Genomic DNA, 25,522 nt, shown 5'->3' on the forward strand with positions numbered 1-25,522 from the left:
AGCATTTTCAGCATATAAATTGGCAGAACAAATCAAAAATAAAGTGAAGTTCACTGAATTAGCCACACTTTTCCCTTTGGAGGTTTCATTTTGTTCGAATCATATTTAATCTTCTTTTTGCGCGATGTCGTAACACTTCCATTTTTATTTTTAATCGTAAAATATTTGGGTTTTACTTTTCCATTTTGATAATAGGGAAACCTGCAGAATGTTATATGATCATTCAATTTCAAAATATCATCAAATCAGGACGTTATAAGTGCTTGTGTATATTTTATTACCCACTTCCCATCAATCTTTTCTAAGATATACAAACTAATCCCATTACCAATGCGTTCAAAATAATCACCCACCACTACTGCAGCTCTTGTCAAATCCTCATTAAACGAAACCTTTGAAAAACTGATAACTCCTGAAATGTCATGCTCATTTTTTTCTTCAATGGTTATCATTTCTTTGTCCCAAAAAACCAAATTTTCTCCGAGTAAGGCCTCTAGTTTGGATGTGTTTATTTTTTCATTTTTTTCAAATTCTGACAATCCTGCAATTAACTTCATGTAGGAAAAATCTAAGACTTTCTCCTCAAAAAGGTCTTTTGACTTATAAACCTGAAACCTATTGGGAATGTCGTAAATATAATCAAAGTCAAAATCAACAAAATTCTCATTAATAACATAATTAAAGTTAAGTGGTTCAAGATTTAAATAGTCGATATCATTTTCTTCTTCATCCTCACTATTGGGTGGTGGTATTGCTTTAGGGATGCTTTCATAAACAGTAGCAATGACGTCCAGTTGCTCATAACTGGAAGTTTGTTTCGAAGAACAACCAATGGTGAGAATACAAAGTGTTATTATAATTAATCGCATGACAAACTAGTATTAGATTCAACTATTTTTCTATATTTTTCAAATTCGGCCGACTGCTCAATTCCTAATAAAGAAGGAACATCCCAGTTTCGTAATCCATCCCAAGCGAAAGATTTATAATAATCCAGTGGGTACTTATTTCCGTCTAATTGTCTCAACGCAGATGCAATTGGATTTATATAATTCAAGGTCATATAGGGATGATCTAAATGGTGTGACGGAACGCCTGATTCTTGATAAAACTTATATAATTGAAACATTCTCGCTCTGTTGTTAGAGTCCTCTCCTGTCGTATGTCTTTGAACATATCGAGCGATCTCAGCATGAATACCCTCATGTAAAATCATTGCTGCGTTTTCTAAGACACTTCCAGATAATTGTTCTATGGTAATAACAACATTACCCGTAAGACTTATTTCTTGAGAATTTGTACAACCTGCAGCGCCACCAAGATTACATTTTCCATTTTTGAAGATTAAATTATATCTTGGATCATCAATAAATTTTCCTATTGTTTCTTGAAATAATTTACTATTAGATTTTTCTAATTTTTCATATACACATTTAGCTTTCCCTGTTAAGTTATTTATAATTACAACCTCCTCCACGACACATTCATAGCCATTATCCACCATACCAGCAGGACACTCCCACGCTTTGGTTCTGGGGTTATAGACTTTGCTCCCTCCGCAATCCCATACCTCTTTTTCATTGCCATCATTGTAACCGCTGTTGCCGCCCCCGCGACTGCCATAGTCCCATTCCAATCCGGTATTTTGAATGGCACTAAGAGGCCCGTTGCTGCCGCCATAATAGATGTCCATTATGGGGAAATAGTTCGCGTTACCACCTCCGGTGTTGGTGTCCCGATCGTTCGAAACAATAAGAATCTCGTCAAGCTCCTGGATGCATATAACACAATCTGTATTTGGTGTACATTCCCCATGGGTGGGGCAGGTAAGTTTAGCCATCCTATTGGCTGCGCCATCACTGGTTTCGACAAGTCTTGCCGTAAACTGTGCCACAGATACACCGCTACTTACCCGATACCCTTTCAAAAAATGACCCTCCATATCTGTGACCATGATCTCTCCAGAAAAAACTTCATTGGTAGCATCTTTTGAAGGATACAAGCTAAAGACCGCACTCTGTATCGCGCCATCTACCTTTAACAGCAGGATCCGGCTATAGTGTGCTTGGTAAACTGTGGTGGCCGGGGCAACCGTGAGCAGCTCGTTGCTGTTAGTAATTTCCTCATGGAGAATGCCCTCCATCGAAAACCACATAACCTGGGGATGTCCCTCTGGAAAACACATTTTTGGAACTTAAAAAATCGATGGCCTCATTGACACCGACGGTTTCAAGGGAGGTCTGTTTTAAGTCTTCTAAAGGTCTTTCTTTTCACAATTGATCAAGAGAATAAAAAGAACGATAAATAAATAGTTTTTTTCATATCAAATCTCATTACTTTGCTTACTGTCAATGGGTTAAGTTAATTTAAAGATTTGTGGATAAATGTTAATGATATGTTAAAAAACCAGTGTTTGTAGCTGTATTTATTACGGTTTTACCGTAAAATCCAATGTTAAGAAAGGTTGTGTGATGATGAAACAACGTGTGAAAATGTGTTTGATTTGATCTAAGTAGTTTGCTCAAACCATTATCCTCAATTTCTTGATAAAAATGGAGGGAAGTCGCTTTTTTATTCTGATCCTGATTGGAATGGAAGGCGTAATCCCCATATCCTAAGTCATTACCTATCCTTTCATCCCATAAAAAAAATGCGAACCAAATATTTAGTTCGCATTTTTAATTCTATCTGATTTGTTCGGTCACCCGTCATCCGTCAGAGAAGTTTCACCACTCCCCTCTAAAAGCGAAGCGCTCTCACCACTAACTACGACTTCCCACCAACAATCGTCAATTCATCAACAATATGTTTGGCATTTGAATATTTGTCGATCAACCAAAGAACATATCTGATATCGACATTAATCGTTCGTTGTAAATCCGCATCAAAAATCACATCACCTGCCATTGCTTCAATGTTTCCATCAAAAGCCAAACCAATCAATTCACCTTTTCCATTGATTACAGGAGATCCTGAGTTTCCACCGGTAATATCATTGTCTGATAAAAAGTTAACTGAAAGTTCACCTTTCTCATTAGCATAACGTCCATAATCTTTTTTGGCATAAGCATCCAACATGGGTTGTTGCAAGTCAAATTCATCATCATTTGGAACATATTTAGCAACCATCCCTTTTAAGGTCGTGTAGTTGTTAAACTCAGCATCATTCTGCTCACCTTCCTTTCGAGGTAAGGCTCTCACTTTTCCGTAACTTAAACGCAAGGTTGAGTTGGCATCAGGATATTGAATGTTGCTCAATCCAGATTCACGTAATCCAGCCACTAACTTTCTAAAAGCCGCTTGAAAATCGTTTTCTGGCTGCACTAAGTGCTCAGGTTGTTCTCTGTATTTTGTCAATAACTGACCAGATAATTTATACAATTGATCGTTTTCTAACTTTGAAACATCAGGGTTTTGTAAAAATGCCTCCACGCTTTCTTTTGAATTAAAAATACTTGCATCAAAAGCAGCATCTACAAAAGCGGTAAAGTTGTTGTTGTTTTTATCACCAACTTCTTTGACCAATTCAGGAAGTGGGTAATTCGCTTTAGACGCATATAAACCTAATTGCTTGGCAAGAAGCTCTTTTTCCAAAGGCAAATGATAATCTTTATAAGAGCTTTCTATAAACGACTGAAGTCTTGGAAGCATGTTCTCACGCGCAGCTTCATTTGCCGAAGCATATTGTTCTAAAGCGCCACCAATTCTGTATGGTAACACAGCAAACTTGCTACCACGTAAAATTCCGGTTAAGTAGTTGTCGTGCTGTGCTTTTTGATTGGTCAATTTGTAATAGGCGTTGATATCTGAAATCACATTGCCATATTGAGCCTTATTGTTCTTTTTGTTGGCCCATTTATCAAAAGCGTCCTCAACTTTCGTTTTTGTAGCTACTGTATTATGATCAGTTAAAGCTTCAATCATACCACCACGGTTTTTCCAATAGTTGGCAATACTTGCATAAGAAGAGGCATACATCAAGTTGATAGCTTCATCATTATCCATATATTTTTTCATGACATCCATGCTTGTTTTTGAGCCTTCAACCCAAGCAGGATAAGCAAATTTTACATTTTGTTCAACTCCTTGTGCTGGCATCCAACGGTTGGTTCTTCCTGGATAGCCCAAGATCATAGCAAAATCGTCCTCCTTAACGCCATCAATACTTACCGGAAGATGGTATTTAGATTTTAAAGGCACGTTAGCAGTAGAATATTCTGCCGGATTTCCGTCTTGATCAGCATAGACTCTGAACAATGCAAAATCGCCGGTATGTCTTGGCCATTCCCAGTTGTCAGTATCACCACCGTATTTTCCAACACTTTCTGGAGGTGTTCCTACCAAACGTACATCAGTGTAATCTTCATAAACAAAATAGTAGAACTCGTTACCTTGGTAGAAGGAGCGAACAGAAACGGTGTACTTACCGCCCTCGTTATTTTCTTTTTCAATTTTAGCAACCTCTTTATTGATGGCAGCTTCGCGTTCTTTTTCAGACATCGTCTCATTGACTTGCGATAAGATACGCTTTGAAACATCATCCATTCTAACAAAGAATCTAACGTATAAGCTTTCTGGCTTTAATTCAGCGTCAAGTGATTTTGCCCAATAGCCATCCTTAAGATGATTTCGGTCTGCAGAGGATAACTCTGCAATCGCATTGTAACCACAGTGATGGTTGGTCAACACCAAACCGCTATCTGAAACAATACTGGCAGTACACCCACCATTAAATTGTACGATGGCGTCTTTTAAACTTCTATTGTTGATGCTGTATATTTCTTCAGCAGTCAATTGAAGCCCCATTTTTTGCATATCTCTTTGGTTGAGACGTTCAATATGCATTAAAAACCACATGCCTTCATCTGCTTTCAGGGCGGATGAAAAGGTCATCATAAAAATGGTGAGGGAGAGCAATATTTTTTTCATGTTCTTAAATTATTTGTGAGTGCCAAAAATATTGAATTTTTACATGGTTTAATGATTTAAAAACTGTTAAAACCTTGTTATTTTTTATGATAAGAAAGAGGCTGTCAAAAATATATACCTTTAATAATGAGCAATTAAGATAAATTTCTACATTCTGTAGCCATCAAATAGCTGGTTTTGATTGTAACTTTATACGCTCGTCCAATTCGACAGCAACCATCAATAAATTATTAAAAATGGACCCAAATCCTACCTTAAAAGGTCGAGGTGCACAAATTAACGTGCCCAATCGATTCTTTGAATTGAGTCACGACATACGTGATGATTTTCTTGAGTATTGCGCCAAGGAAGGTGAAAGCGCCGATAAAAACAAGACACTCTTCCTCGATGTTTTCCCAAAAACAATTGTCAATAAAGTTAAAAGCCCTGATGTGGGCATGGGCTATTCCATGAACATGTATCAAGGTTGTGAGCACGGATGCATCTACTGTTATGCGCGAAACACCCACGAATTTTGGGGCTATAGCGCTGGCTTGGATTTTGAACGGCGGATTTTGGTGAAAAAAGAAGCGCCACTATTGTTGGAAAAATTCATCAAAAGAAAAAGTTGGGAGGCCCATCCTATCGTCATGTCTGGAAACACCGATTGTTATCAGCCTGCGGAAAAGCAATATGAAATCACTCGGAGATGTTTGGAAGTCTTCTTAAAATACAAACATCCGGTTGGTATTATTACTAAAAATGCCTTGATCCTTCGCGATTTGGATCTACTAAAAGAACTGGCCAAAGATAATTTGATAACCGTAAATATATCCGTCACCTCGCTTTCTGAAGACACGCGACGCGTTTTGGAACCCAGGACGGCGACCATCAAAAAACGATTGGAAACGGTAAAGGTCTTATCAGAACATGGTATTCCCGTCAACGTCATGATGGCACCCATAATCCCTTCTATTAACAGTCACGAGGTCTTGGCACTGGCAAAGAAAGTCTCAGAATTGGGTGCTTTGAGTATGGGTCATACCATTGTGAGATTGAACGGTGCTATTGGTGAAATTTTCACAGATTGGATTAAAAAAACCATGCCCGATCGCGCCGATAAAGTGCTCAACCAAATTGAAAGTTGCCACGGTGGGAGTTTAAATGATTCCAGAATTGGAACTCGTATGCGTGGTGAAGGTGAGATTGCCAAGCAAATCAACGACATGGTCAAACTGGCCAAGCTCAAATATTTTAAGAATAAATCAATGCCAAAACTGAATACGTCGCTCCACGAACAGTATAAAGATGGACAGCTCAAGTTATTTTAATCCTTATATTTGGCGACACTTATCAGATTTATGAGGATTATTATTATCCGCTTATTTAGTTTTTGAATTTTAGAACGCTTCCATGCCAATTATGAACAGACTTGTAAAAAGTATCCTAACCACCCTTTTGAGTTTCTTGTCGGTAACAATGATTTCTCAAGAAAACGATAATACAAACCTTTGGAAAATTGAAGGTGATGAGATCAAAACTTCTTATCTTTTTGGCACCATGCACCTTATTCCGCAAAAAGACTTTGTGTTGAAGGACAAAGTAAAAAGAGCTTTTGATTCTTCTGCGCTCGTGGTACTGGAATTAGATATGTCGGATCCTGGTTTTATGCAAGATATGATGGCTCATGCATATTTAGAAGAAGGAACGGAATTGAAATCGTTTATGGATGACAATGAGTATGAGTTATTGGATAATTTCTTAAAGGACAAAACCGGAATTGGTATGCAGATGTATAATACCATGAAACCTTTCATGCTCATGTCTGTTATTTTAATGGGATCAGTGGATGAGCCTTTGGCAAGTTTTGAAGTGACCTTGATGCAAATGGCAAAGGAGTCGGATAAACAAATTAAGGGTTTAGAAACGATAGCAACTCAAGTTGGTGTTTTTGATGCAACTCCTTATGAAAGGCAATTGGACGATCTGCTTGACATGATTAAAAACTTAGATGAGAGCACAGCATTATTCAACACCATGGCTCAACTCTACATTTCCGAGGATATAGACGCCTTATACGATTATATGGATGACTATATGAATGGCGATATGGAAATGATGGCGCGCTTTTTAGATGACAGAAATAACAATTGGATTCCGGAAATTACAAAATTATCTAAAGAGGCCTCTACATTTTATGGCGTTGGAGCCGCGCATCTGGCAGGCGATCAGGGCCTCATCAAGTTGTTGAGAAAAGCGGGTTACACAGTGACGCCAGTGATGGATTAAGATTAAATAATAACAACTTATAAATTAGTTATTTATCAGACCTAACAGTCCCGATAGCTATCGGGACTGTTAGGTCTTTTATTTTTCGCCATCCCACTCCGCATAAAATTGCTCAAGAAATTGCACCATAAATTGGTGCCGCTCTAAGGCAATTTCACGCCCTGTTTTGGTGTTCATCATGTCTTTTAACAACAATAACTTTTCATAAAAATGATTGAGCGTTGGTGTACTGGAAGCTTTATATTCTTCTTTGGACATGTTTAAGTTTGGAAGTATTGACGGATCGTAAAGGGTTCTGTTTTTAAAGCCACCATAATTGAACGTTCGTGCAATCCCGATGGCACCTAAGGCATCCAATCGGTCGGCATCTTGGACGACATCAAGTTCTGGAGAATGGAATTTTTGAAGTTCATTGCCACCACCAAAGGAGATGTTTTTAATGATATTGATAACGTGTTTGATAACTGCAGCATCCACACCAATATTCGATAAAAGCTCACCTGCCACTTTCGGACCTATGGTTTCATCGCCATCATGGAATTTACTATCGGCAATATCATGAAGCAGCGCTCCGAGCTGAACCACAAAAAGATCAACGTCTTCATTTTGAGCAATCAATTGCGCATTTTTATAAACACGCTCAATATGGAACCAGTCGTGGCCACCTTCGGCACTCTTTAATTGTTCTTTTACGAAAGTGATGGTTTGTGAGATTTGATTTTCTTTGATGCTCATAATAATAGAACGCTGATGACGCGGATTTTTTATGATTTTCATTGATGAAAGTTTGATATAATAATAGGATTATATATTTATCGTCTAAAATTTAAATGAACCTCTTGTTAAAATCAGTGTAAATCTGCTTTTATCAGTGACAACTGCGTTCTAATTTAAAAATCTAAAGTCTTATTGATTAGAATAAATCTTTCTTTTTATTTGAGGTTTTTTTCCGAAGTTAAGTAAGTGACCTACTCCAATATCGGTTGCTTTGTGGTAATTGATGAGTTGAAATTCGTGCTCTTCACAAAGTGTTTCAGCTGCTTTTATTTCTATAATCACAGATTCAGATACTATGAGGTCGGCGTAGTATTTGCCAACTTGTTGTTCCTTGTAGTAAACACTAATTGGTTTTTGATGTTCTACAAAAAGACCTGAATTTTTCAGTTCGATGAACATAGATTTTTCATATACTTTTTCCAAAAAACCGTAGCCTAATTGATTATAGACATTGTAAAAGCACTTAATAATTAAGTCTGTGGTTTCTGAATTCTTATAGTTTTCCATGAATCAAACGTGCTAAGTAAAATAAATAAAAATCAGCGTTATCAGTGTTCCAACTTATTTCAAGCTCGAGGATTCCATCTACTCAAAATGATAAGAGTTGATAATTAAGTCTGTGGCTTCAAAATGCTGATGGTTTTCCATAAATCAAACGTGCCATTTAAAACACATAGAAATCAGTGAATATCAGCTCAATCAGCATTATCCGTGTTCTATCTATTTTAACCTCGCCGGCTCAACCCATTTAAACTGATAAGAGTTTTCTGGAATTTTCATTCGATCAGCCAAACGTTTCATTCGGTCGGGAAGTTTCATGAGATAGTCTCTTGCCTTTTCAGCATCGTCAGAAAGATTCTTGATATTTCCTATTTCCCAACGGTTGATCAGTTTTTCTAGAATGTCCACATAATCAGCCGATGTATAGACGCCAATCCGCTGTGCCGTATTTGAAAATTCTTCAAATGCAGTACCAATCTGATCTCCGGATTCTCTTAGGAAATGCGCAGGCATGGTAATTTTTTGCTTCATCATGGTTTGAAACGCAATCATCATTTGGTTAGGATCTACCGCAAAAATACGCTCCACAAATTCAGAATAAGCATGGTGATGACGCATCTCATCACCAGCAATAATATTACACATTTTCGCAAGTGACCTGTTGCCTTTTTCTTTGGCAATTTTCCCAACACGATTATGGGAAACATAAGTGGCCAGTTCTTGAAAGCTGGTATAAACAAAATTCTTATAAGGATCTCTATCCGTACCTATGTCAAATCCGTCGGCAATTAAATGTTGGGTCGTTTTTTCGATTTCTCTCATATTGACGCGACCAGACAGATAGAGGTATTTATTGAGCACATCACCATGCCTGTTTTCTTCGGCAGTCCAATGGCGTACCCATTTTCCCCATGAATTCCGTCCTACCTGATCCACGCCTTCTACATCCATCAGCCAGGATTCGTAAGTTGGCAAGGCTTCTTCCGTGATCATATCGCCAACTAAAACCACCCAAAAATCATAGGGTAAGTCTTTGGATAATTCTCGTATCTCCCGAACCTCATCATAAAACGACTCGCTTTCTGAGTCCGGTAAGAAATCAGTAGGTTGCCAAATTTTATCTATCGGAATTAAATATTTTTCTATTAGTGATTCGACGTCTTTTTCCAAGTGTTCCATCACTTCCAATCGCACATTTTTTAAAGACATAATCTTATAATTTAAGGATGAATATTTGAAGAAATCGTCTCTTCAACAGATCGGATTAATTCTTGCTTATCTACAAAGGTAGCAATTTTGATAGGTTGATGTACGGTGAATTTCAAATGATTTCCTATTCCCATAGGAAATTTCCCATAGCGCAACATTTTCCAAGAGTTGTTGATACTGATAGGTACAATGGTAGCTGATGGCACTTTTCTGATCATCATTTCCAATCCTTTTGTTTGAAAAGGCTTCGGAACACCAGTTTTGCTTCTCGTGCCTTCAGGAAAAATAACGGCCGCCCGTTTGTTCTTTTCGATATATTCGCCAAACTTCATAATAGCAGGAAGCGCCTGTCTCGGATTTTTACGATCGATCAATACAGAACCGCCATGGCGTAAGTTGTAAGACACACTCGGAATACCTCTGCCCAACTCTTTTTTTGAGATAAATTTTGGATGGTGTTTACGCATATACCACATAATAGGTGAAATATCGTACATACTCTGATGGTTGGCCACAATAATCAGCGGCTGGTCTGTATCAATATCATAAGGATTGGTAAAAGTGAATCGGGTGCCCAAAACATTAAGGGAACGCATCAAAAAAAACTGAAGCCAATCGACACTGATTTTATGCGCTTGATAACCAAATACATTGAAGCAAATCCATTGAATGGGATGAAATACAACAAGTGTAATTCCGAAACAAACGAAATACAACACAGTTAAAGGGTATGCCAATATTTTTCTCATGCTACAAAATTAAGAAAAACTCGACCTAAAAACCTATTAATAAATGGCAATGCATTTATTGTCCTCACATTCTATCCGAAGCGGCGGTTTTACCATCATGCAATCTGAATATTGTTGACATGCAGTGTTGTATTCGCGTTCTAATTTATTATGCGCCTCAACCAGATTGTGGAGCGTCAACGTGTCAATAGACGTAGAATAGACCAAGTAACTCCATGGTCCGCCGCAAGGCTTACTACCAAGCGCAATTGAACGGCATTCAAAGTTTTTATCGCAAACAGACGCTTCTCCAAGGTCTTTAATCTCCGCTTTCATTTGCTCTAATTTTGAAATGTAATCGTCACAAGATCGAGAATTAGAATCCTGGTCATCACATTTAAAGGCGGTCAATAATAAAAATAGGAAAACCAGTTTTATAATGAATGTTGATGCTTTCATAACAAAGTACTTTTAAGATAGATACATTTTATTCTCATTGGTTGCGTACCAACAAAAAAAACCACGATAAGTTACCGTGGTTTTTCAAATGTTCAATCCAAAAACTTGAAGCTTCGTGCTTCAAGCTTTTTAGCAATGCTGATTGTAGGCATCTACAAGGTTTTCTGCAATCAACTCTGCAGGTCTTCCTTCAATATGATGACGCTCTAACATGTGCACCAATTCGCCATCTTTAAACAGGGCGATGGATGGTGAGCTTGGAGGAAATGGCACCATATGCTCTCTTGCTTTGTCTACTGCTTCTTTATCTACGCCTGCAAACACAGTAACGGTATGGTCTGGATGTTTTTCGTTCTGTAAGCTCATTCGCGCGCCCGGACGTGCATTTGCTGCCGCACAGCCACAAACTGAATTAACAACTACTAGGGTTGTGCCCTTTTTAGCTAAGGCGTTGTCAACATCTTGAGCGCTATGCAATTCTTCAAAACCAACTTTGGTCAAGTCTTCTCGCATTGGTTTTACTAATTCTGCTGGATACATATATTTTAATATTTAAAAAATTAATAATTTATCCCGAAGTTCGGGACTGCAAAGATACTAAAAAATAGCCTGATTACATTGGTTGTAAGTTGCTACTTTGAATGCTGGCATTTCTGTTATCAATGGAAATTTAAATAGTAATTTTAGGGCTTAAAAAGACGAACTATAGTATCTTTGATCTTATTAAAATATATAAATAGATGAGTTTTTCAAAATGGATAGGTGCAGGATTAGGTTGGTCTTTTGGCGGGCCAATTGGAGCTATTATTGGATTGGTATTGGGTAGTATTATAGATTCTGTGTCAGATAGTGGCACACCACTTTTGGGCGACTGGCAGACCAAACAGAAAAATCAGCCAACCTATAGAAGACAGGCGCGGCCTCAAACGCAGCCGGGCGACTTTGAAGTAAGCCTGTTGATCTTGGCCTCTGTGGTGATTAAGGCAGACGGACATCAAGACCAACGTGAATTGGATTATGTGCGTCAGCAATTTGTCAATATGTACGGACAGGAGCGGGCCAATAAAGCTTTTAGACTATTTAAAGGGATCAATCAACAACAAATTCCGGTACGTCAAGTATGCATGCAAATCCAACAAATGATGGATCATGCCTCACGCTTACAATTACTGCATTTCCTGTTTGGGATTGCTAAAGCAGATGGAATGGTGACGGATCCGGAGGTGAATCAAATACATACCATTTCAGGATACTTAGGCATCAGTTCCCGAGACTTTGAAAGTATCAAGGCTATGTTTTATGATAGTAGTGACAATGCCTATAAAATACTTGAAATCACAAAAGAAGCCACGGTGGATGAAATTAAGGCTGCTTACAGAAAAATGGCAAAAAAATACCATCCTGATCGTGTGGCCCATTTAGGTGAAGCGCACCAAAAAGGTGCAGTGGACAAATTTAGACAAGTACAGGAAGCTTATGAGAAGTTACAAAAGGAGCGCCGATTTTGAGTGGTCTATAGCTTAATTGCTTCTAAATTCAATTAAATAATCTGTCATCATCTGTGGTTTTACCTATAAAAGTCCTCAGTACTTATTTCAAGGGAATTATTCTTTTATACCGATGCAATCCATTATAAATTCATTAATTTAGTTGATTGTTTACATCTAATTTAAGGATATTTTAATCACTCATACTAACGAATTAAATTTTATACGATGCAATTGATATTAAGACCTCAAACGTTAAAACTGAAACACACCTTTACTATTTCAAGAGAGTCTCGAGACGAGCAGCCTTCATTGATTGTTGAATTAAAAAAAGATGGTAAATCTGGATTTGGGGAAGCTACTTCAAATCCATATTACAACGTAAGCATCAAAGGAATGATGAATGATTTGAAGCAATTGGAACCGCTCATCGCAGATTCATCTGACATGGCCCCTGAAGAGTTTTGGGAGAAAATGAAATCGCAATTATCGCATAATATGTTTGCTCTCTGTGCTTTGGATTTGGCCTATAATGATCTTTATGCAAGACTAGAAGATAAAAAATTATATGAACTTTGGGATTATGATATCAGTCATAACCCGTTAACCAATTATACCATCGGGATTGATACCATTGAAAAAATGGTCTCTAAAATGAAAGAATTGCCATGGCCAATTTATAAAATTAAACTTGGATCAGATCGGGATATTGAAATCATTACTGAATTACGTAAGCATACCGACGCAGTTTTCAGAGTAGATGCCAACTGTGGTTGGACCGCTGATGAAACTATTGTCAATGCAAAAGCCTTAAAAGAATTGGGGGTTGAATTTATAGAACAACCTTTGCCTGCAGACGATTGGGAAGGTCATAAAAAGGTTTTTGAACAGTCGGTATTGCCTATTATAGCCGACGAAAGCTGTCAAGTAGAAGCTGATGTTGATAAGTGCTACCAACATTTTCACGGGGTTAATGTCAAGTTGACTAAATGTGGCGGGCTAACTCCAGCACGACGGATGTTAGTAAAAGCAAGACAATTGGGGATGAAAACTATGGTGGGCTGTATGACCGAATCTACAGTTGGTATTTCAGCAATTGCACATTTATTGCCACTTTTGGATTATGTAGATATGGATGGCGCTCTATTACTAGCCAGCGATATTGCTACTGGAGTACGTATAGAAAATGGTGAGGTTTTTTACAGTGATTTAAATGGGACTGGCGTGACCTTAACCTCATAATCAATGACTGTTGACCAATTTCCGGATCGAACCATTTGTGTTGATGGTGAGACCTATCTTTATTTCGGCGGCACTTCTTATCTAGGGATGGCTACCAATGCTGAGTTTCAAAACCTACTTTTTGAAAGTATCAAAATATGGGGTACATCTTATGGAAGTTCACGGAACTCAAATATTCAATTAAAAATTTACCAAGAAGCAGAGGACTTGTTTTCCAAAAACTGTGAAGCTGAGGCGGCACTTACCGTTTCCTCAGGCACTTTGGCAGGAAGGCTCGTGTTGGATTATTTGGCAAAAACACACCAACATTTTTATCATTACCCAAAAACTCATCCCGCCATTCTTGAACATTCAAGCAAACCATTATTTGTTGATGGAGCCTTGCATCCAAGATTGACAGATGAGGTGAAAGAATCCGTGGTAATTACTGCAGATGCGCTCTTATCCTTAGCGGTCCAACCCACAGACTTTGATTTCTTGGACGATATTTCTTCCAGTAAAACCATCACTTTATTAATCGATGAATCCCATAGTTTGGGTATTGTTGGTAAGGATGGAACAGGTGTTTTTAAAACAATTAACCATCCGAGTATTTCGCAAAAAATAATGATCAGCTCTTTAACCAAAGCTTATGGATGTTCTGGAGGTGTTATTGTTGGGAACAAAAACCTTATTGACAGTATTAGAAATGTCGTGGTGTTCATCTCGGCAGCAGGAATGAACCCAATCTTCTTACAAACCTTTGTAAAAGGACAGGAGGTCATACAGAATCAGCTTAAAAAATTACGTGAAAACCTAACGTTTGTATATGGTGATGAGCGTTTGCCTCAACAATTTTACTATGCTCACGATTACCCCGTAATCTATTGCCATAGCAACGTTATTTTTGACTATTTAAAATCTAAGGGGATCATTATCACTAATTTTAAATATCCCAATTATGATGCTTTGATGAACCGGATTGTGATTACGGCCAACCATACCCAACAGGATTTAGAGCAACTGAAATCTGCTTTGGCGGCATTTTAAACAAAATAAAACCCTTCACTAAGATTAATGAAGGGTTTTTAAATATTGTAATAGATTTTTAATTTTGTGCATCCCACCAGACTGGTGTCACTGGGGTTTTCTTGTTAGCCTCAACGGCTGCTCTGTTTCGTGTCTCCTCTGTTGAAGGGTAGTTTGCACGTCTAAACCATTCCCCTGGATAGTCTCCGCTAGAGTCGATTTCTTCACGTATGGTTAGACCAACAAAAACATCGTCTGAAAAATCATATCGTCTGAAATCCACAAAGGTTTCCGGATTCAGGAAGTTGTGAATGTATTTTTCTTTCATGATGTGATTCAGTTGCAATCCAGCCTCTCCTACAGCAATTGCAGGATCTGCTAAATAATCACTACCGTCAACATCATATTTCTCCATACTGGCGGCAATACCTTCAAGATAGGCATTATAGGCAAGCGCATCAGAGCCAGTAGAAGTGGTTGTACCTCCATTTGCCAAAAATGCAGCTTCCGCTTTAATAAACAAGGCTTCTCCGTAAGTAATAACTGCAATTGGAGAATCAATGGAGGTATAATAACCGTCCGTTCGGAATCTGGCATTGGCAGGAGTCCCATCAGGGCTTTTACCGCCACCACCGCTGACAAAACCTTTCCATTCCGTACTATTTTGGTCCAATTCTCCGTAAACCATTAGCCTCGGATCAATATCCAATGCTGAGGACTGAAATGGATAATAATCTCCGTTCATGGAGCTTATCAACTGACTCGCCAAGTTATTATGAGGATTTCCTTGACCTCTTGCAATAACCTCTTGGGCATAAACAGGATTGATATCCCTGTCAGTATAATTCATTTGAAAATCATCCGCATTAGATGTAAAGCCTTTACTTATTGTAGCCAATACATCATTTGCCGAAACGGTACCAGCACTGACCAAATGCAATTGATAGCGTGCTTTAATAGTATATGCAGCTCTTAGCCACTTGTCCATATCACCTTGATAGATAAGATCGTCATTAGACAACGTATAGATTGAGTTGTCTGGTGCTTCCAGTAAAGTAATGGCATTATCCAAAAGTTCAAAGATACTCGCGTAAATGGCTTGTTGGTCGTCAAAACTCGGTGTCGTATTGTTCACCCCAGTCGCGGCTTCAGAATAAGGAATATTGTCCCAAGTATCTGTAGCGATTCCTAAATTGATGGCTGTTAAAATATCTGCAACTGCCGTATATCTGTTTGCGCCTAATGCGGCTGCCTTTTCCTTTATAGTCCGAATATTAGGCAAGGCATACAGGTAAAAATTAGTCCATAAACCGTTTACTGAGGTTTCTCCGGTGGCGTTTCCTGCTTGAAACACGAAATATTGGGTATAATTCCCAAAAGAGGTCTCCGCGGAATATTGGCCCTGGATGGTTCTATAAATAACCGGTGCCATCAAGTCTTTCATTCGGAGTTGTTCTTCTTGGGCTGCACCGGAAGGCGTGTTCACGTCAAAATAATCATCGCTACATGAGCCTGTGCCCAATAGAAGCAATGCTATAAATGTTGTTTTTAGTATATTTTTCATCTTCATTTTTTTTAAAATCCTAATTTAATTCCTAAAGAATAGCTCTCGCTCAACGGGGTGCCTAAGCCTGTAAACCCATAAACATTACTACCGGCACTGTACTGATTCCCTTCAGGATCATACCCATCATAAGGTGTCCATAGTAAAATGTTGTGTGCGCTTGCAGACACGCTTAAATTATCTACATTCAAAGCCTTCAATACATTTGCCCCAAAATTATAGGACAATCCAATATTTCGTAATTTAACCCATGATGCATCCTGCACCAATATTTCTGAGGCTCGGTTGTAGCGGCCAGAATCACGATAGTAATTCTGATCAACAAGACCAGGCGTGGTGTTTGTTACATAACCACCGCTGCCATCATCCATAACCCCGTCCATCACTATAGATTCATCTCTAACAATTGTGGTTTGAAGTATTCCATTTCTGATGGCATTACGTCTTCCGGCATCGTATAGGTCGCCGCCTTTTTTCCACTCTAAAAGAAAGTTAAAGCTGAGACTCTTATATTTAAACATATTATTGATAGAGGTTATAAAATCAGGAAATGCATTACCAATTTTCACACGTTCATCGGTGTTTACTCTTGGTAGACCATCTGCTCCAATGTATCTCTTACCGTTTTCATATCGCCATTTATAGCCATATAATTCTCCCATTTTATCGCCATCTCTAATTTCAGAGGTCACCCCTGCAAAACCAGAGTCAGCAAAAATCAGTTCACTAATATCTTCTGGAAGAGATAAAACTTTCCCTTCGTTTGTGCTCCAATTGAAAATGGCTTCCCACTTAAAATCGTCTGTTTTTATGATATCGTAAGAAATTAATAGTTCGTGGCCCGAAGTCTCAAAATCTCCTGCGTTTCTAACAATTCCTGAGAGCCCTGAAGAATAAGCAGTACCTACGGTAAAAATTTGGTTTTTTACACGTGTTTTGTAATAGGCATAATCAAAACGCAATCTGTTATTAAAGAAACGGAAGTCAGCCCCCACTTCAATAGATCTGTTTTTTTCAGGAACGATAAACTCATCTCCAATAACGGTATTGGCTCTATAGCCACCTGCACCGTTGAACGGAAAATTACCATCTTTTACAAAATAAGTTCCAGTTTCTCCAAATCCTGGCCCCTTACCAACTTCAGCCCAAGAACCTCTTATCTTTCCAAAAGTAAAAACATCACTGTCCTTAACAAAAAGCTCATGCATATCATAGGCTAAACTCACGGATGGATAGAAAAAAGATCGATTATTTTTATCTAAGGTTGATGACCAGTCATTACGTCCTGTTACGGTTAGAAATAACTGATTTTTATAGTCGGCTTTAAGTTCTCCAAACACCCCTACATTTCTAATCTGGGTAACGGTTTTATCAGCAAAAATATTGATTGTATTGGCGATATCGTTAATGCCAGGAACGTTTAAGGTTTCACCTCTGATCATTGAGTAATCTCTTTTCGAATCTGAGATCTGATTTCCCAAGGTTAGAGAAGTACCAAAATCGTCTGACCATCTTTTGTTGAGAGTAACCAATAAGTTGGATTCTAAACCTGTAAAATTGATGTTCTGGTTGACTATAAATCCACCCACCGCTGCACCTGCATCAAGGTCTGGAGCCACAAAACGATTTCTCATGTCTGAATAATTGTCCACTTGAGCAGCGTAGGTAATATTGATCCAATCTTTTGGAGCCCAATTAAGCGTTATATTTCCAATCCATCTGTTCACATCATCCGTCAAAGGACTCGTTTCTAATAAATACCGTGGATTATCAATAATGCCATTTGAGTAATTTCTTTGGGTACCATCTTCATTGAGATAATCGTTAATCGGGAAAGTTCCAGAATAATAAGACAAGGAACTGAATACTGATTTATCACCACCACTACCTCGTTTACCACCAGCTTTAGTGTATCCTATAGAAGTGTTAATATTAAATTTATCACTAACCTGATAGCCAGATTTAAATCTTAAAGTTGTTTTATCATAGTCTGTATTTGGAAGCACTCCCCTTTCATTATCATTTCCTACAGAAAAATAATAATCTAGTTTTTCAGAAGCACCACTGATGTTAAAGTCAACTTGCGTATTAATTCCTGTGCGAAAGAGTTCGTAAGGATCATAAAAACGATCTCCTGTTAAATCGATGGTATTTCCATCTACAATAGCGCTATCTGCACTGTATTCCGGTCCCCACGATTGGAATGGCGTACTGGTTCCGGTTCTAGTAAAACCTGAATCTGTTTCTGGAGTGTATAAAGCTCTTGGCAAACCATTAAGTCCTTCTCTATATTTGGTTTGCAATTCTGGTGTGGTATTTATATTTCTAAACGTGGTAGAGGCCGAGACATTAACTTTGGCCTTCCCTATTTTTCCTCGCTTCGTAGTGATAATAATAGCACCGTTTGCTGCTCTTACACCGTATAGTGCTGTGGCCGCTGCGCCTTTTAAGACGTTATAACTTTCAATATCTTCTGGATTTATATCTGCAGCTCTATTGGTAAAGGAAAATTGTTCTGAACTGCTGGGAGAGTTTGATCCCGCACTTGGCAATACATTACCTGAAAACGTATCATTATCCAAAGCTAATCCGTCAATGATTATTAAAGGTTGGTTGCTTCGGTTTGGATTTACAGAGGTAATCCCTCTAATTAAAATGTCAACGCCACCACCAGATGATCCTGATGTTTGGCTGACTTGAACCCCAGCAACACGCCCTTGTAATGACGCTAACGCATTGGTCTGACCGGTGAGATCTACATCTTCCGTTTTGACTTGGGTAACAGAGTAACCCAATTCTCGTGTTTCTCTTTTAATACCAAAAGCCGTCACCACAACCTCATCTAAAGCACTCGCGTCTTCCTCAAGGGTAACATTGATTACGGATGTTGAAACAGTTCGTTCTAATTTTTTAAATCCGACGTAGGAGAAAATTAAAACATCTCCTGTGGACGCCGTGATGGAATAATCACCATCAAAATTTGTTGTTGCACCTTTAGTGGTGCCTTTTACTTGAATATTTACACCAGGCATTGGGACATTATTCGCATCAGTAACTACACCAGTAACGGTAATAGTTTGAGCGTATAACATCAAAAACGCAGAAGTAACAAAACCAAGTAAGGTGAGGGTAGTCTTTTTTTGCATAATTTGAATCATTTTTATTAAAATAGCTCGGTGAATTTAATGAATTAAATAGCATTTGGCGTATTGTTCAATTATTTAGAGAGATTATAAATAAATGAGCAATAGAGAAGGGTTTATATTGATTTTTTTTATGGATTTCATTTTTTTCCATATTTATCAAGTAACTTTCGGAATCTTTATGTTTAAGTTTATTTTAAAATGAGAAAGTCCTTTATTTTTAAGAGTTTCAGAAACGTAAAATCCAATCCCGTGGTACGTTTAGGTTTTATTATGTTGTTTACATTACTACTTACCAATTGTAAATCGGCTAAAATTCCCAAACATTTGGAAAAATCGTTGAGCGCAAGGTTCTACGAGCCTCAGTTTACCGGCCTGATGGTTTACAATCCAAGAACCAAGGACACCGTTTTTAATTATAATGCCGAACGTTATTTCACACCGGCAAGCAATACCAAAATCTTTACTTTATTTACAGCTTTACAATATCTACCTGAAAAGATCCCAGCCTTTAAATACACGGTGCAGCAAGACACCCTGATTGTCCAAGGTACTGGAGATCCCAGCTTTTTACACCCCTATTTTAAGGACAGCACGGCTTTGGAGTTTATGAAAAATTATAAGGCTATAAAATTGGTGACGGATAATTACAGTAATGAGAAATTTGGTCCAGGTTGGGCTTGGGAAGATTACGACACCTATTTCAGTCCTGAACGAAGTGCATTTCCATTGTACGGTAATGTGGTATCTATTTCAAATACGGATGATCTAAAAACGTATCCGGAGTTTTTAAAATCGCAAACCACATATACATTGATGGGTAAACGCCGTGATTTTAATGCGAATAATTTCTATCTTAAGCTGACCAGAAAGAGTCCAACTGAAGTGCCGTTTGTTTTAGATACAACTATGGTGAAAGCACTTTGGAATGATCTGCTACCCGGTAAAGTAGAATTAATTCCTTCTACAACAGCCAAGACCGATCAGATACTCTATAGTATTCCGTCAGATAGCTTATATAAACGTATGATGCATGTCAGTGATAATTTTTTGGCTGAACAGATTTTGATTTTAGCTTCCTCAACAGTTTCTGACACCTTGGATGCCGATACCATTCGTAAATCCATTCTCGATAATCAGCTTAACGATTTAAAACAAAAACCAAAATGGCGAGATGGCTCAGGTTTGAGCAATTACAATCTTTTTACACCATTATCTTTTGTTCAGGTTTTGGAAAAGCTTTACGCCGAAATTCCAAGAGAGCGTCTGTTCAATTTCTTTCCTGCCGGTGGAGTTAGCGGAACTCTGAAAAATTGGTACGCCGGAGAAAATGGCCCATACGTGTTTGCCAAAACAGGCACATTATCTAGCGCGAGTACCTTAAGCGGCTATTTGTTGACCAATTCTGGAGAAGTTTTGATATTTAGTTTTATGAACAATAATTACAATACATCTACCAATAAGGTCAAAGAACATATGCAGGCTATTCTTGAATATTTAAGAGATAATTATTAGAGGCTATTATTTACCATAATAAATGGCATTCTTAAAATTAGTCTCTTTAGTATTTAAGTTGATCAGGAATCCGTTAACCACAGCATAATCTACGCTGCCATCTTTTTGAAGGATAAAATTGGGAGTGTTCCCAATATTCACATAAAAACCTGGTACCTTTTGATCTTTGCCCAAGATATTTATTGGGACCGAAACGTCTTTGTCTGTTGCCGAAAACTCCGCCAATCTCACATAAGTGTATCCCGATTTTAAAAGCCCGTAGATATCCATGGCTTCCAGATCTTTTCGGGTTTCAATGATTTCTGGATACACTTTTCCTTCAATCAGCCTATAACCAGTAGCATCTACAGTATCGTAGCCATAAAAGGTAGAGAGATCGCCTTTTTCAACGATTCTGCCCACATTATAAAAGGTTTCGTGATTTTCATCTTCAACTTCCAAATGGTTGATGCCGATGTCTAAAATATAATCCTTTCCCAAAAGGTTATGAGTGAAACGTTCTATTTTCAAATCAAATAGTTTCCGATCGTTTTGCGGGATTTTCTCGTAATCTTCAATTGGAATATTTTTATAATCGCCATTGGCAATTGTATAACATGCCGATAGAATAGATACAAAATTGAGTTTCCTGATTTCCTGTTTTTCGACGTCATTCTTAAACCCACCCGACTCGATTAGAATAGCACTGGTTCCCCATTTTTGAATGTTATCTCCAAAGGCACGTGGCTCAAAATCGTCGTTGTAGAGCCCGACTTGTCCTGGGGCATATTTTTGGATGATGCGGTTCATAAAAACAATAACCTTCATCGCGTTACCACGCACGTCATTGATGTCCTTTTCATAATTATAGGCTGGTGCCAAATAAGAAATAGTGGCTGGTTTAGATGTACGTTCCGCATTATAATAGGTGCTTTGATCGTGAAGATTGAAGCCGAAATCGGCATCCAAACTATCGCGTATGCGTTTTAATGTCTGACCTTCTGGCGATTGTAGCATAAGCGCATCTCTATTGATATCGATTCCCAATGCGTTACGTCTTGAAAATACTTCTGCGCCATCCGGATTGAGCATCGGCATAAAGTGGAGCGTCAATTTGCTTAACAGCTCTTTTTTTTCTGCTTTAAAATCGTCACTGTTCAAAAAGTTGAAAATGTCAAAAATCGCTTGCGTTGCGGTAGGCTCATCACCATGCATTTGAGACCATAAAAAGACGTTGATGTCTCCGGTTCCAATGCTGATCAAACTGATATTTTTACCTTTAATACTCTTTCCTACTTTTTGAACGGTATAAGCTGGATTACTTTTGAGTTTGAAAATTAAGGGCTGGATGTCTTTATGCTTGATCCGGCGTTTGTCCAAGCTCGGCTCTTTATATTTTGAATAGCTGTCATATAAACTTGTGGTCATATCGCCTACTTGCCCCATACCGGAAAATGATATAATGGTGGCTATTAAAAAGAATATAGATCTCATGGTTTATCTTTTGTGTTTGTTAAATCAATGTACGTTGGTTAATTCAGTGACGCATGACCATTTAAGGATTTGTCGGGAGCTGGTTTTAGATTGAGTTTTTTTGTCCGTTTTCTGACTGCTTCCATAAAATGATCTCCGGGATCTGATTTTTTTGTTCTATAGCCATCGTCTGTTTCTAACCAGAACTCATGATCTTCAAATTGAGTGTATTCAGAATGGCCAATAAGATATTCAATGGGATACTTTTCAGTCAAATATTTCACCAACCAAGCATTCGCTCTTATTTGGGCTTTGGTCAGCGGCACATCTTTTGTTCCTCCCACATTTTCCACGCCAATAGCTACGTGGTTTAGACCGATGACGTGTCTTGCCATATAGGTTTCCGGCATTAGTCGGTATATAGTTCCGTCGAGATCCACCAAAAATTGTGAGGACACATTCAGTGCGCTTGCGGTGGCAATATCAGGTCTGCTTGGAAGTTGTGGCTGATTGAATGCGTCAAAAGTTTTTTCCATGGTTGGAATAACTGTATAATGCAGAACAATCATTTTGGGTTCAATTTGAGGAGTGTCTTGCTCTAAACCATAACGCTTAGCTAAGTATTCTTTGGTAAGCTGAATGCGCTCGTCATTAAAAACAATTGGTTTGTCAACTATGTCTTTTGAAGTGCCACAGGCATAGAACAAAAATAAACTGATACAAAAGACGGCGTATTTCATTTTTATAAGTTAGATGAATTTCAAATTTAGCGAAATTATTTGTTACCTAAGCTAAATGACCCATGCAAGCCATAAACAAGTGTTAGATTAAACTTTAATGTCGAGCCGAACTTATAATTTTGGGAAGTTTTACATCTACTAACCAATTCGCCTTGCTGTCATAAATCACGAGGTCTAAGGCCGATTAAAACATTTATACAGGTGTTTAAAAAAATTACCCTCTGAACAGAAAAAAATGCTTCTTCATGTCTTCAATCTGTGCGTCTTCATTAGTAATGATATAATCAATGGCCTGGGAGGTGAATTCATCACCTTTTTCAGTAAGCGATACGATTTTATCATTAATAAGAATCATGTTGTTTTTAAGCGCTAAATCCAACACGGTCTTACTTTTCACTTTTTGCCAATTGATATGTTCGTTGAGGTGGTTGACATGGCGCTCTTCCACTTCATTATGATTTTTTAAATGGAGTAAAAAGGTCAGCAATAAGACTTCAGTACGTTGTCGTCTTTCTCGGTACATCACGGCAATCAAACCTTTGCTCGGAGCGAATAAATAGACAAGAAAAAACACAATCCCAAGCATGGTGGCTATGGAACCTGCAATGGACGCATCGAGCCAATGGGCCACCCAGTATCCAGTAATAGCTCCAAAAACGCCGAAAAATATGGCGAGTCCGAGCATTTTTTTAAGATCTGTGGTCAGTAAATAAGCACAAGCAGCGGGTGCAATCATCAGTGCCACAACCAAAATGGCACCAACAGCATCAAAAGCACCAACCGTCGTTATGGATGCCATGGTCATGAGTCCGTAATGGATGACTACCGGTGAGAATCCTAAAGAGGCCGCTAAGCCGGCATCAAATGTACTCACCTTTAATTCCTTAAAAAAAGCGATTAAAAGTCCGATGGTTATCAGCAAAATAATTCCAATAACCCATAATGATTTTGGTCCTATATCGGTACCACCAATCGTAATTCTATCAAAAGGAGCAAATGCCAATTCGCCCAACAATACCGCATCCACATCCAAATGGACATCATTGGCGTTTTTTGCAATCATGATCACACCAATACTAAATAAGGCAGGAAACACCAATCCAATAGCGGTATCCTCTTTTACCAAACCTGTTTTTTGGATGCGTTCAACTAAAATAACGGTAATCACCCCTGAAAGTGCAGCCAATAAAATGAGCAGAGGCGAGTTGAGATCCTGTGTAATAAAAAAACCAACAACAAGGCCTGGTAAGATAGAGTGACTAATGGCGTCACTGATCATCGCCATTTTACGCAGCACTAAAAACGTTCCTGGAATGGCACAGGCGATGGCAACCAAACTTGCAATGAGCTGTATTTCAAATTGGGCGTTACTCATGTTTCTTGAAATTTTGGTTGTATAAATTGGCTGCGGTTTCAAAACCTTCTTCCGTTAAACTCCACATGGCACCATCTAAGGTTACATAATTTTTATCGACCAATTTTTGCAGTGTCTTTCGTGTAAACCCTTGAAAATTATTTAGAATTTTAATGGTATGCGGGTGCGAAATATCCTCGTGGGTTTCTGCAATATGATACATAAAAGCGAGTGTTTTTTGCAATTCCAAATCTCTTCTGTTTTTTATAAATCGGATTTGACGGAACAACAAACCCCTACCCGGGGAGAAAATAAAAGAGAAAACCACAAATACAGAGGCAACGATAACGATGACCGGTCCAGTGGAAAGGTTGTCTTGACTGGCACTGATAGCGGTTCCGAAAACGCCTGAGAAGGCACCGAAAATAGCAGCCAAAAACACCATTTTCCCCAAACTATTGGTCCATTGACGTGCTGCTGCTGCTGGTGCCAATAACATAGCGCTCATAAGCACAACGCCAACCGTCTGTAAGCCCAAGACAATAGCCAACACAATAAAAGTAGTGATTAAAACATCTATGAATTTAGTATTGAAACCCAAAGTTTTAGTATAATCTGCGTCAAAAAGTAGAAGTTTAAATTCCTTCCAAAACAACAGCATAACGATTAAGCAGATGCTGGTGATAATGGCCATTAACCACACATCACTCTCCACCAAAGTGGCGGCTTGGCCAAATAAATACTTATCCAATCCCGCTTGATTGGCATTAGGTTGCTTCTGGATGAATGTCAGTAAAAGCATCCCAAATCCGAAGAAAAGTGAAAGAATGAGCCCTAAAGCGGTATCCGATTTGAGATGGGTTTTGGTCACGATACCTCTGATCCAAAAAGTGCCTATGAGTCCGCTGACCAAGGCGCCAAGCAGAAGTGTATTGGTGTCTTTTGCGCCGGTAATGAGAAAAGCTAAGGCAATCCCAGGAAGGGCCGCGTGCGAAATGGCGTCACCAAGCAAACTCTGTTTTCTCAAAACGGCAAAGCTTCCCAGCATTCCTGTGACAGCTCCCAAGATAGCAGTGCCCAAGGTAATGGTACGAAGCGTGTAATCTGTAAAAACTAAAGAAAAATAGTCTTGTAAATTCATAACCT

21 protein-coding genes are annotated in these 25,522 nt (G+C 38.5%); 6 read left to right on the forward strand and 15 right to left on the reverse strand.

What is annotated here, in order from left to right:
- Positions 1–245 precede the first annotated feature (245 nt).
- From H3Z82_RS03820 to H3Z82_RS03830, 3 genes are all read right to left on the reverse strand, one after another.
- Positions 246–869 carry a nuclear transport factor 2 family protein gene (locus H3Z82_RS03820; RefSeq protein ID WP_182202648.1) on the reverse strand — a complete coding sequence of 208 codons (624 nt, stop codon included), beginning with the start codon at positions 867–869 and terminating at the stop codon, positions 246–248.
- Positions 860–2,185, reverse strand: coding sequence for a hypothetical protein (locus H3Z82_RS03825; RefSeq protein ID WP_182202650.1), 1,326 nt, complete (start codon positions 2,183–2,185; stop codon positions 860–862). The genes H3Z82_RS03820 and H3Z82_RS03825 overlap by 10 nt, the downstream gene beginning before the upstream one ends.
- Positions 2,186–2,766: 581 nt before the next feature.
- Entirely contained in the window at positions 2,767–4,929 is a 2,163-nt protein-coding gene (locus H3Z82_RS03830; protein ID WP_182202652.1) for a S46 family peptidase, read from the reverse strand.
- 236 nt (positions 4,930–5,165) lie between these two features.
- Between H3Z82_RS03830 and H3Z82_RS03835 the strand changes: the two genes are divergently transcribed.
- Together H3Z82_RS03835 and H3Z82_RS03840 are read left to right on the forward strand one after the other, a co-directional pair.
- Positions 5,166–6,239: a PA0069 family radical SAM protein gene (locus H3Z82_RS03835; RefSeq protein ID WP_182202654.1), complete on the forward strand. Its 1,074-nt coding sequence runs from the start codon at positions 5,166–5,168 to the stop codon at positions 6,237–6,239.
- 91 nt (positions 6,240–6,330) lie between these two features.
- The gene (locus H3Z82_RS03840; RefSeq protein ID WP_182202656.1) at positions 6,331–7,197 is read left to right on the forward strand and encodes a TraB/GumN family protein; all 867 of its coding nucleotides are present in this window, start codon (positions 6,331–6,333) and stop codon (positions 7,195–7,197) included.
- Positions 7,198–7,275: 78 nt separating this feature from the next.
- Here the strand turns inward: H3Z82_RS03840 and H3Z82_RS03845 are convergent, their stop codons facing one another.
- The 6 genes from H3Z82_RS03845 to H3Z82_RS03870 form a co-directional block, all read right to left on the reverse strand.
- Positions 7,276–7,932 (reverse strand): HD domain-containing protein, encoded by a 657-nt coding sequence (locus H3Z82_RS03845; protein ID WP_182203019.1) that lies wholly within the window; start codon positions 7,930–7,932, stop codon positions 7,276–7,278.
- A 171-nt stretch (positions 7,933–8,103) separates the two neighbouring features.
- Positions 8,104–8,481, reverse strand: a complete 378-nt coding sequence (locus H3Z82_RS03850; protein ID WP_182202659.1) for a GxxExxY protein — start codon at positions 8,479–8,481, stop codon at positions 8,104–8,106.
- 213 nt (positions 8,482–8,694) lie between these two features.
- Positions 8,695–9,684 (reverse strand): acyl-ACP desaturase, encoded by a 990-nt coding sequence (locus H3Z82_RS03855; RefSeq protein ID WP_182202662.1) that lies wholly within the window; start codon positions 9,682–9,684, stop codon positions 8,695–8,697.
- An 11-nt stretch (positions 9,685–9,695) separates the two neighbouring features.
- Complete coding sequence (locus H3Z82_RS03860; RefSeq protein WP_182202664.1) at positions 9,696–10,433, reverse strand: lysophospholipid acyltransferase family protein; 738 nt, start codon at positions 10,431–10,433, stop codon at positions 9,696–9,698.
- A gap of 36 nt (positions 10,434–10,469) precedes the next feature.
- Positions 10,470–10,871: a hypothetical protein gene (locus H3Z82_RS03865; protein WP_182202666.1), complete on the reverse strand. Its 402-nt coding sequence runs from the start codon at positions 10,869–10,871 to the stop codon at positions 10,470–10,472.
- Positions 10,872–11,000: 129 nt separating this feature from the next.
- Complete coding sequence (locus H3Z82_RS03870; RefSeq protein ID WP_182202668.1) at positions 11,001–11,411, reverse strand: BrxA/BrxB family bacilliredoxin; 411 nt, start codon at positions 11,409–11,411, stop codon at positions 11,001–11,003.
- Between the two features lie 200 nt (positions 11,412–11,611).
- Here H3Z82_RS03870 and H3Z82_RS03875 point away from each other — a divergent pair, with 200 nt between their 5' ends.
- The 3 genes from H3Z82_RS03875 (at position 11,612) to H3Z82_RS03885 (ending at position 14,629) form a co-directional block, all read left to right on the forward strand.
- A complete protein-coding gene (locus tag H3Z82_RS03875) occupies positions 11,612–12,379 on the forward strand; it encodes a TerB family tellurite resistance protein (protein WP_182202670.1) in 768 nt (255 codons plus the stop codon).
- A gap of 207 nt (positions 12,380–12,586) precedes the next feature.
- Positions 12,587–13,600 (forward strand): dipeptide epimerase, encoded by a 1,014-nt coding sequence (locus tag H3Z82_RS03880; RefSeq protein WP_182202672.1) that lies wholly within the window; start codon positions 12,587–12,589, stop codon positions 13,598–13,600.
- A 3-nt stretch (positions 13,601–13,603) separates the two neighbouring features.
- Complete coding sequence (locus H3Z82_RS03885) at positions 13,604–14,629, forward strand: aminotransferase class I/II-fold pyridoxal phosphate-dependent enzyme (protein ID WP_182202674.1); 1,026 nt, start codon at positions 13,604–13,606, stop codon at positions 14,627–14,629.
- A gap of 58 nt (positions 14,630–14,687) precedes the next feature.
- Here H3Z82_RS03885 and H3Z82_RS03890 read toward each other — a convergent pair whose 3' ends face one another.
- Complete coding sequence (locus H3Z82_RS03890; protein ID WP_182202676.1) at positions 14,688–16,172, reverse strand: SusD/RagB family nutrient-binding outer membrane lipoprotein; 1,485 nt, start codon at positions 16,170–16,172, stop codon at positions 14,688–14,690.
- An 11-nt stretch (positions 16,173–16,183) separates the two neighbouring features.
- Positions 16,184–19,318, reverse strand: a complete 3,135-nt coding sequence (locus H3Z82_RS03895) for a SusC/RagA family TonB-linked outer membrane protein (protein ID WP_235982339.1) — start codon at positions 19,316–19,318, stop codon at positions 16,184–16,186.
- 198 nt (positions 19,319–19,516) lie between these two features.
- On the opposite strand from H3Z82_RS03895, the gene H3Z82_RS03900 reads away from it, so the two are divergent.
- Entirely contained in the window at positions 19,517–20,830 is a 1,314-nt protein-coding gene (locus H3Z82_RS03900; RefSeq protein WP_220459121.1) for a D-alanyl-D-alanine carboxypeptidase/D-alanyl-D-alanine-endopeptidase, read from the forward strand.
- A gap of 6 nt (positions 20,831–20,836) precedes the next feature.
- Here the strand turns inward: H3Z82_RS03900 and H3Z82_RS03905 are convergent, their stop codons facing one another.
- The 4 genes from H3Z82_RS03905 to H3Z82_RS03920 all read right to left on the reverse strand — a co-directional run bounded on the left by H3Z82_RS03905 (position 20,837) and on the right by H3Z82_RS03920 (position 25,517).
- Positions 20,837–22,303, reverse strand: coding sequence for a M14 family zinc carboxypeptidase (locus H3Z82_RS03905; protein ID WP_182202678.1), 1,467 nt, complete (start codon positions 22,301–22,303; stop codon positions 20,837–20,839).
- 38 nt (positions 22,304–22,341) lie between these two features.
- Positions 22,342–23,022, reverse strand: coding sequence for an N-acetylmuramoyl-L-alanine amidase (locus tag H3Z82_RS03910; RefSeq protein ID WP_182202681.1), 681 nt, complete (start codon positions 23,020–23,022; stop codon positions 22,342–22,344).
- 214 nt (positions 23,023–23,236) lie between these two features.
- Complete coding sequence (locus tag H3Z82_RS03915; protein ID WP_182202683.1) at positions 23,237–24,397, reverse strand: metal ABC transporter permease; 1,161 nt, start codon at positions 24,395–24,397, stop codon at positions 23,237–23,239.
- The gene (locus tag H3Z82_RS03920) at positions 24,390–25,517 is read right to left on the reverse strand and encodes a metal ABC transporter permease (protein ID WP_182202686.1); all 1,128 of its coding nucleotides are present in this window, start codon (positions 25,515–25,517) and stop codon (positions 24,390–24,392) included. The genes H3Z82_RS03915 and H3Z82_RS03920 overlap by 8 nt, the downstream gene beginning before the upstream one ends.
- Positions 25,518–25,522 lie beyond the last annotated feature (5 nt).

The organism is Gelidibacter maritimus, from assembly GCF_014062315.1.
Taxonomy (GTDB): domain Bacteria; phylum Bacteroidota; class Bacteroidia; order Flavobacteriales; family Flavobacteriaceae; genus Gelidibacter; species Gelidibacter maritimus.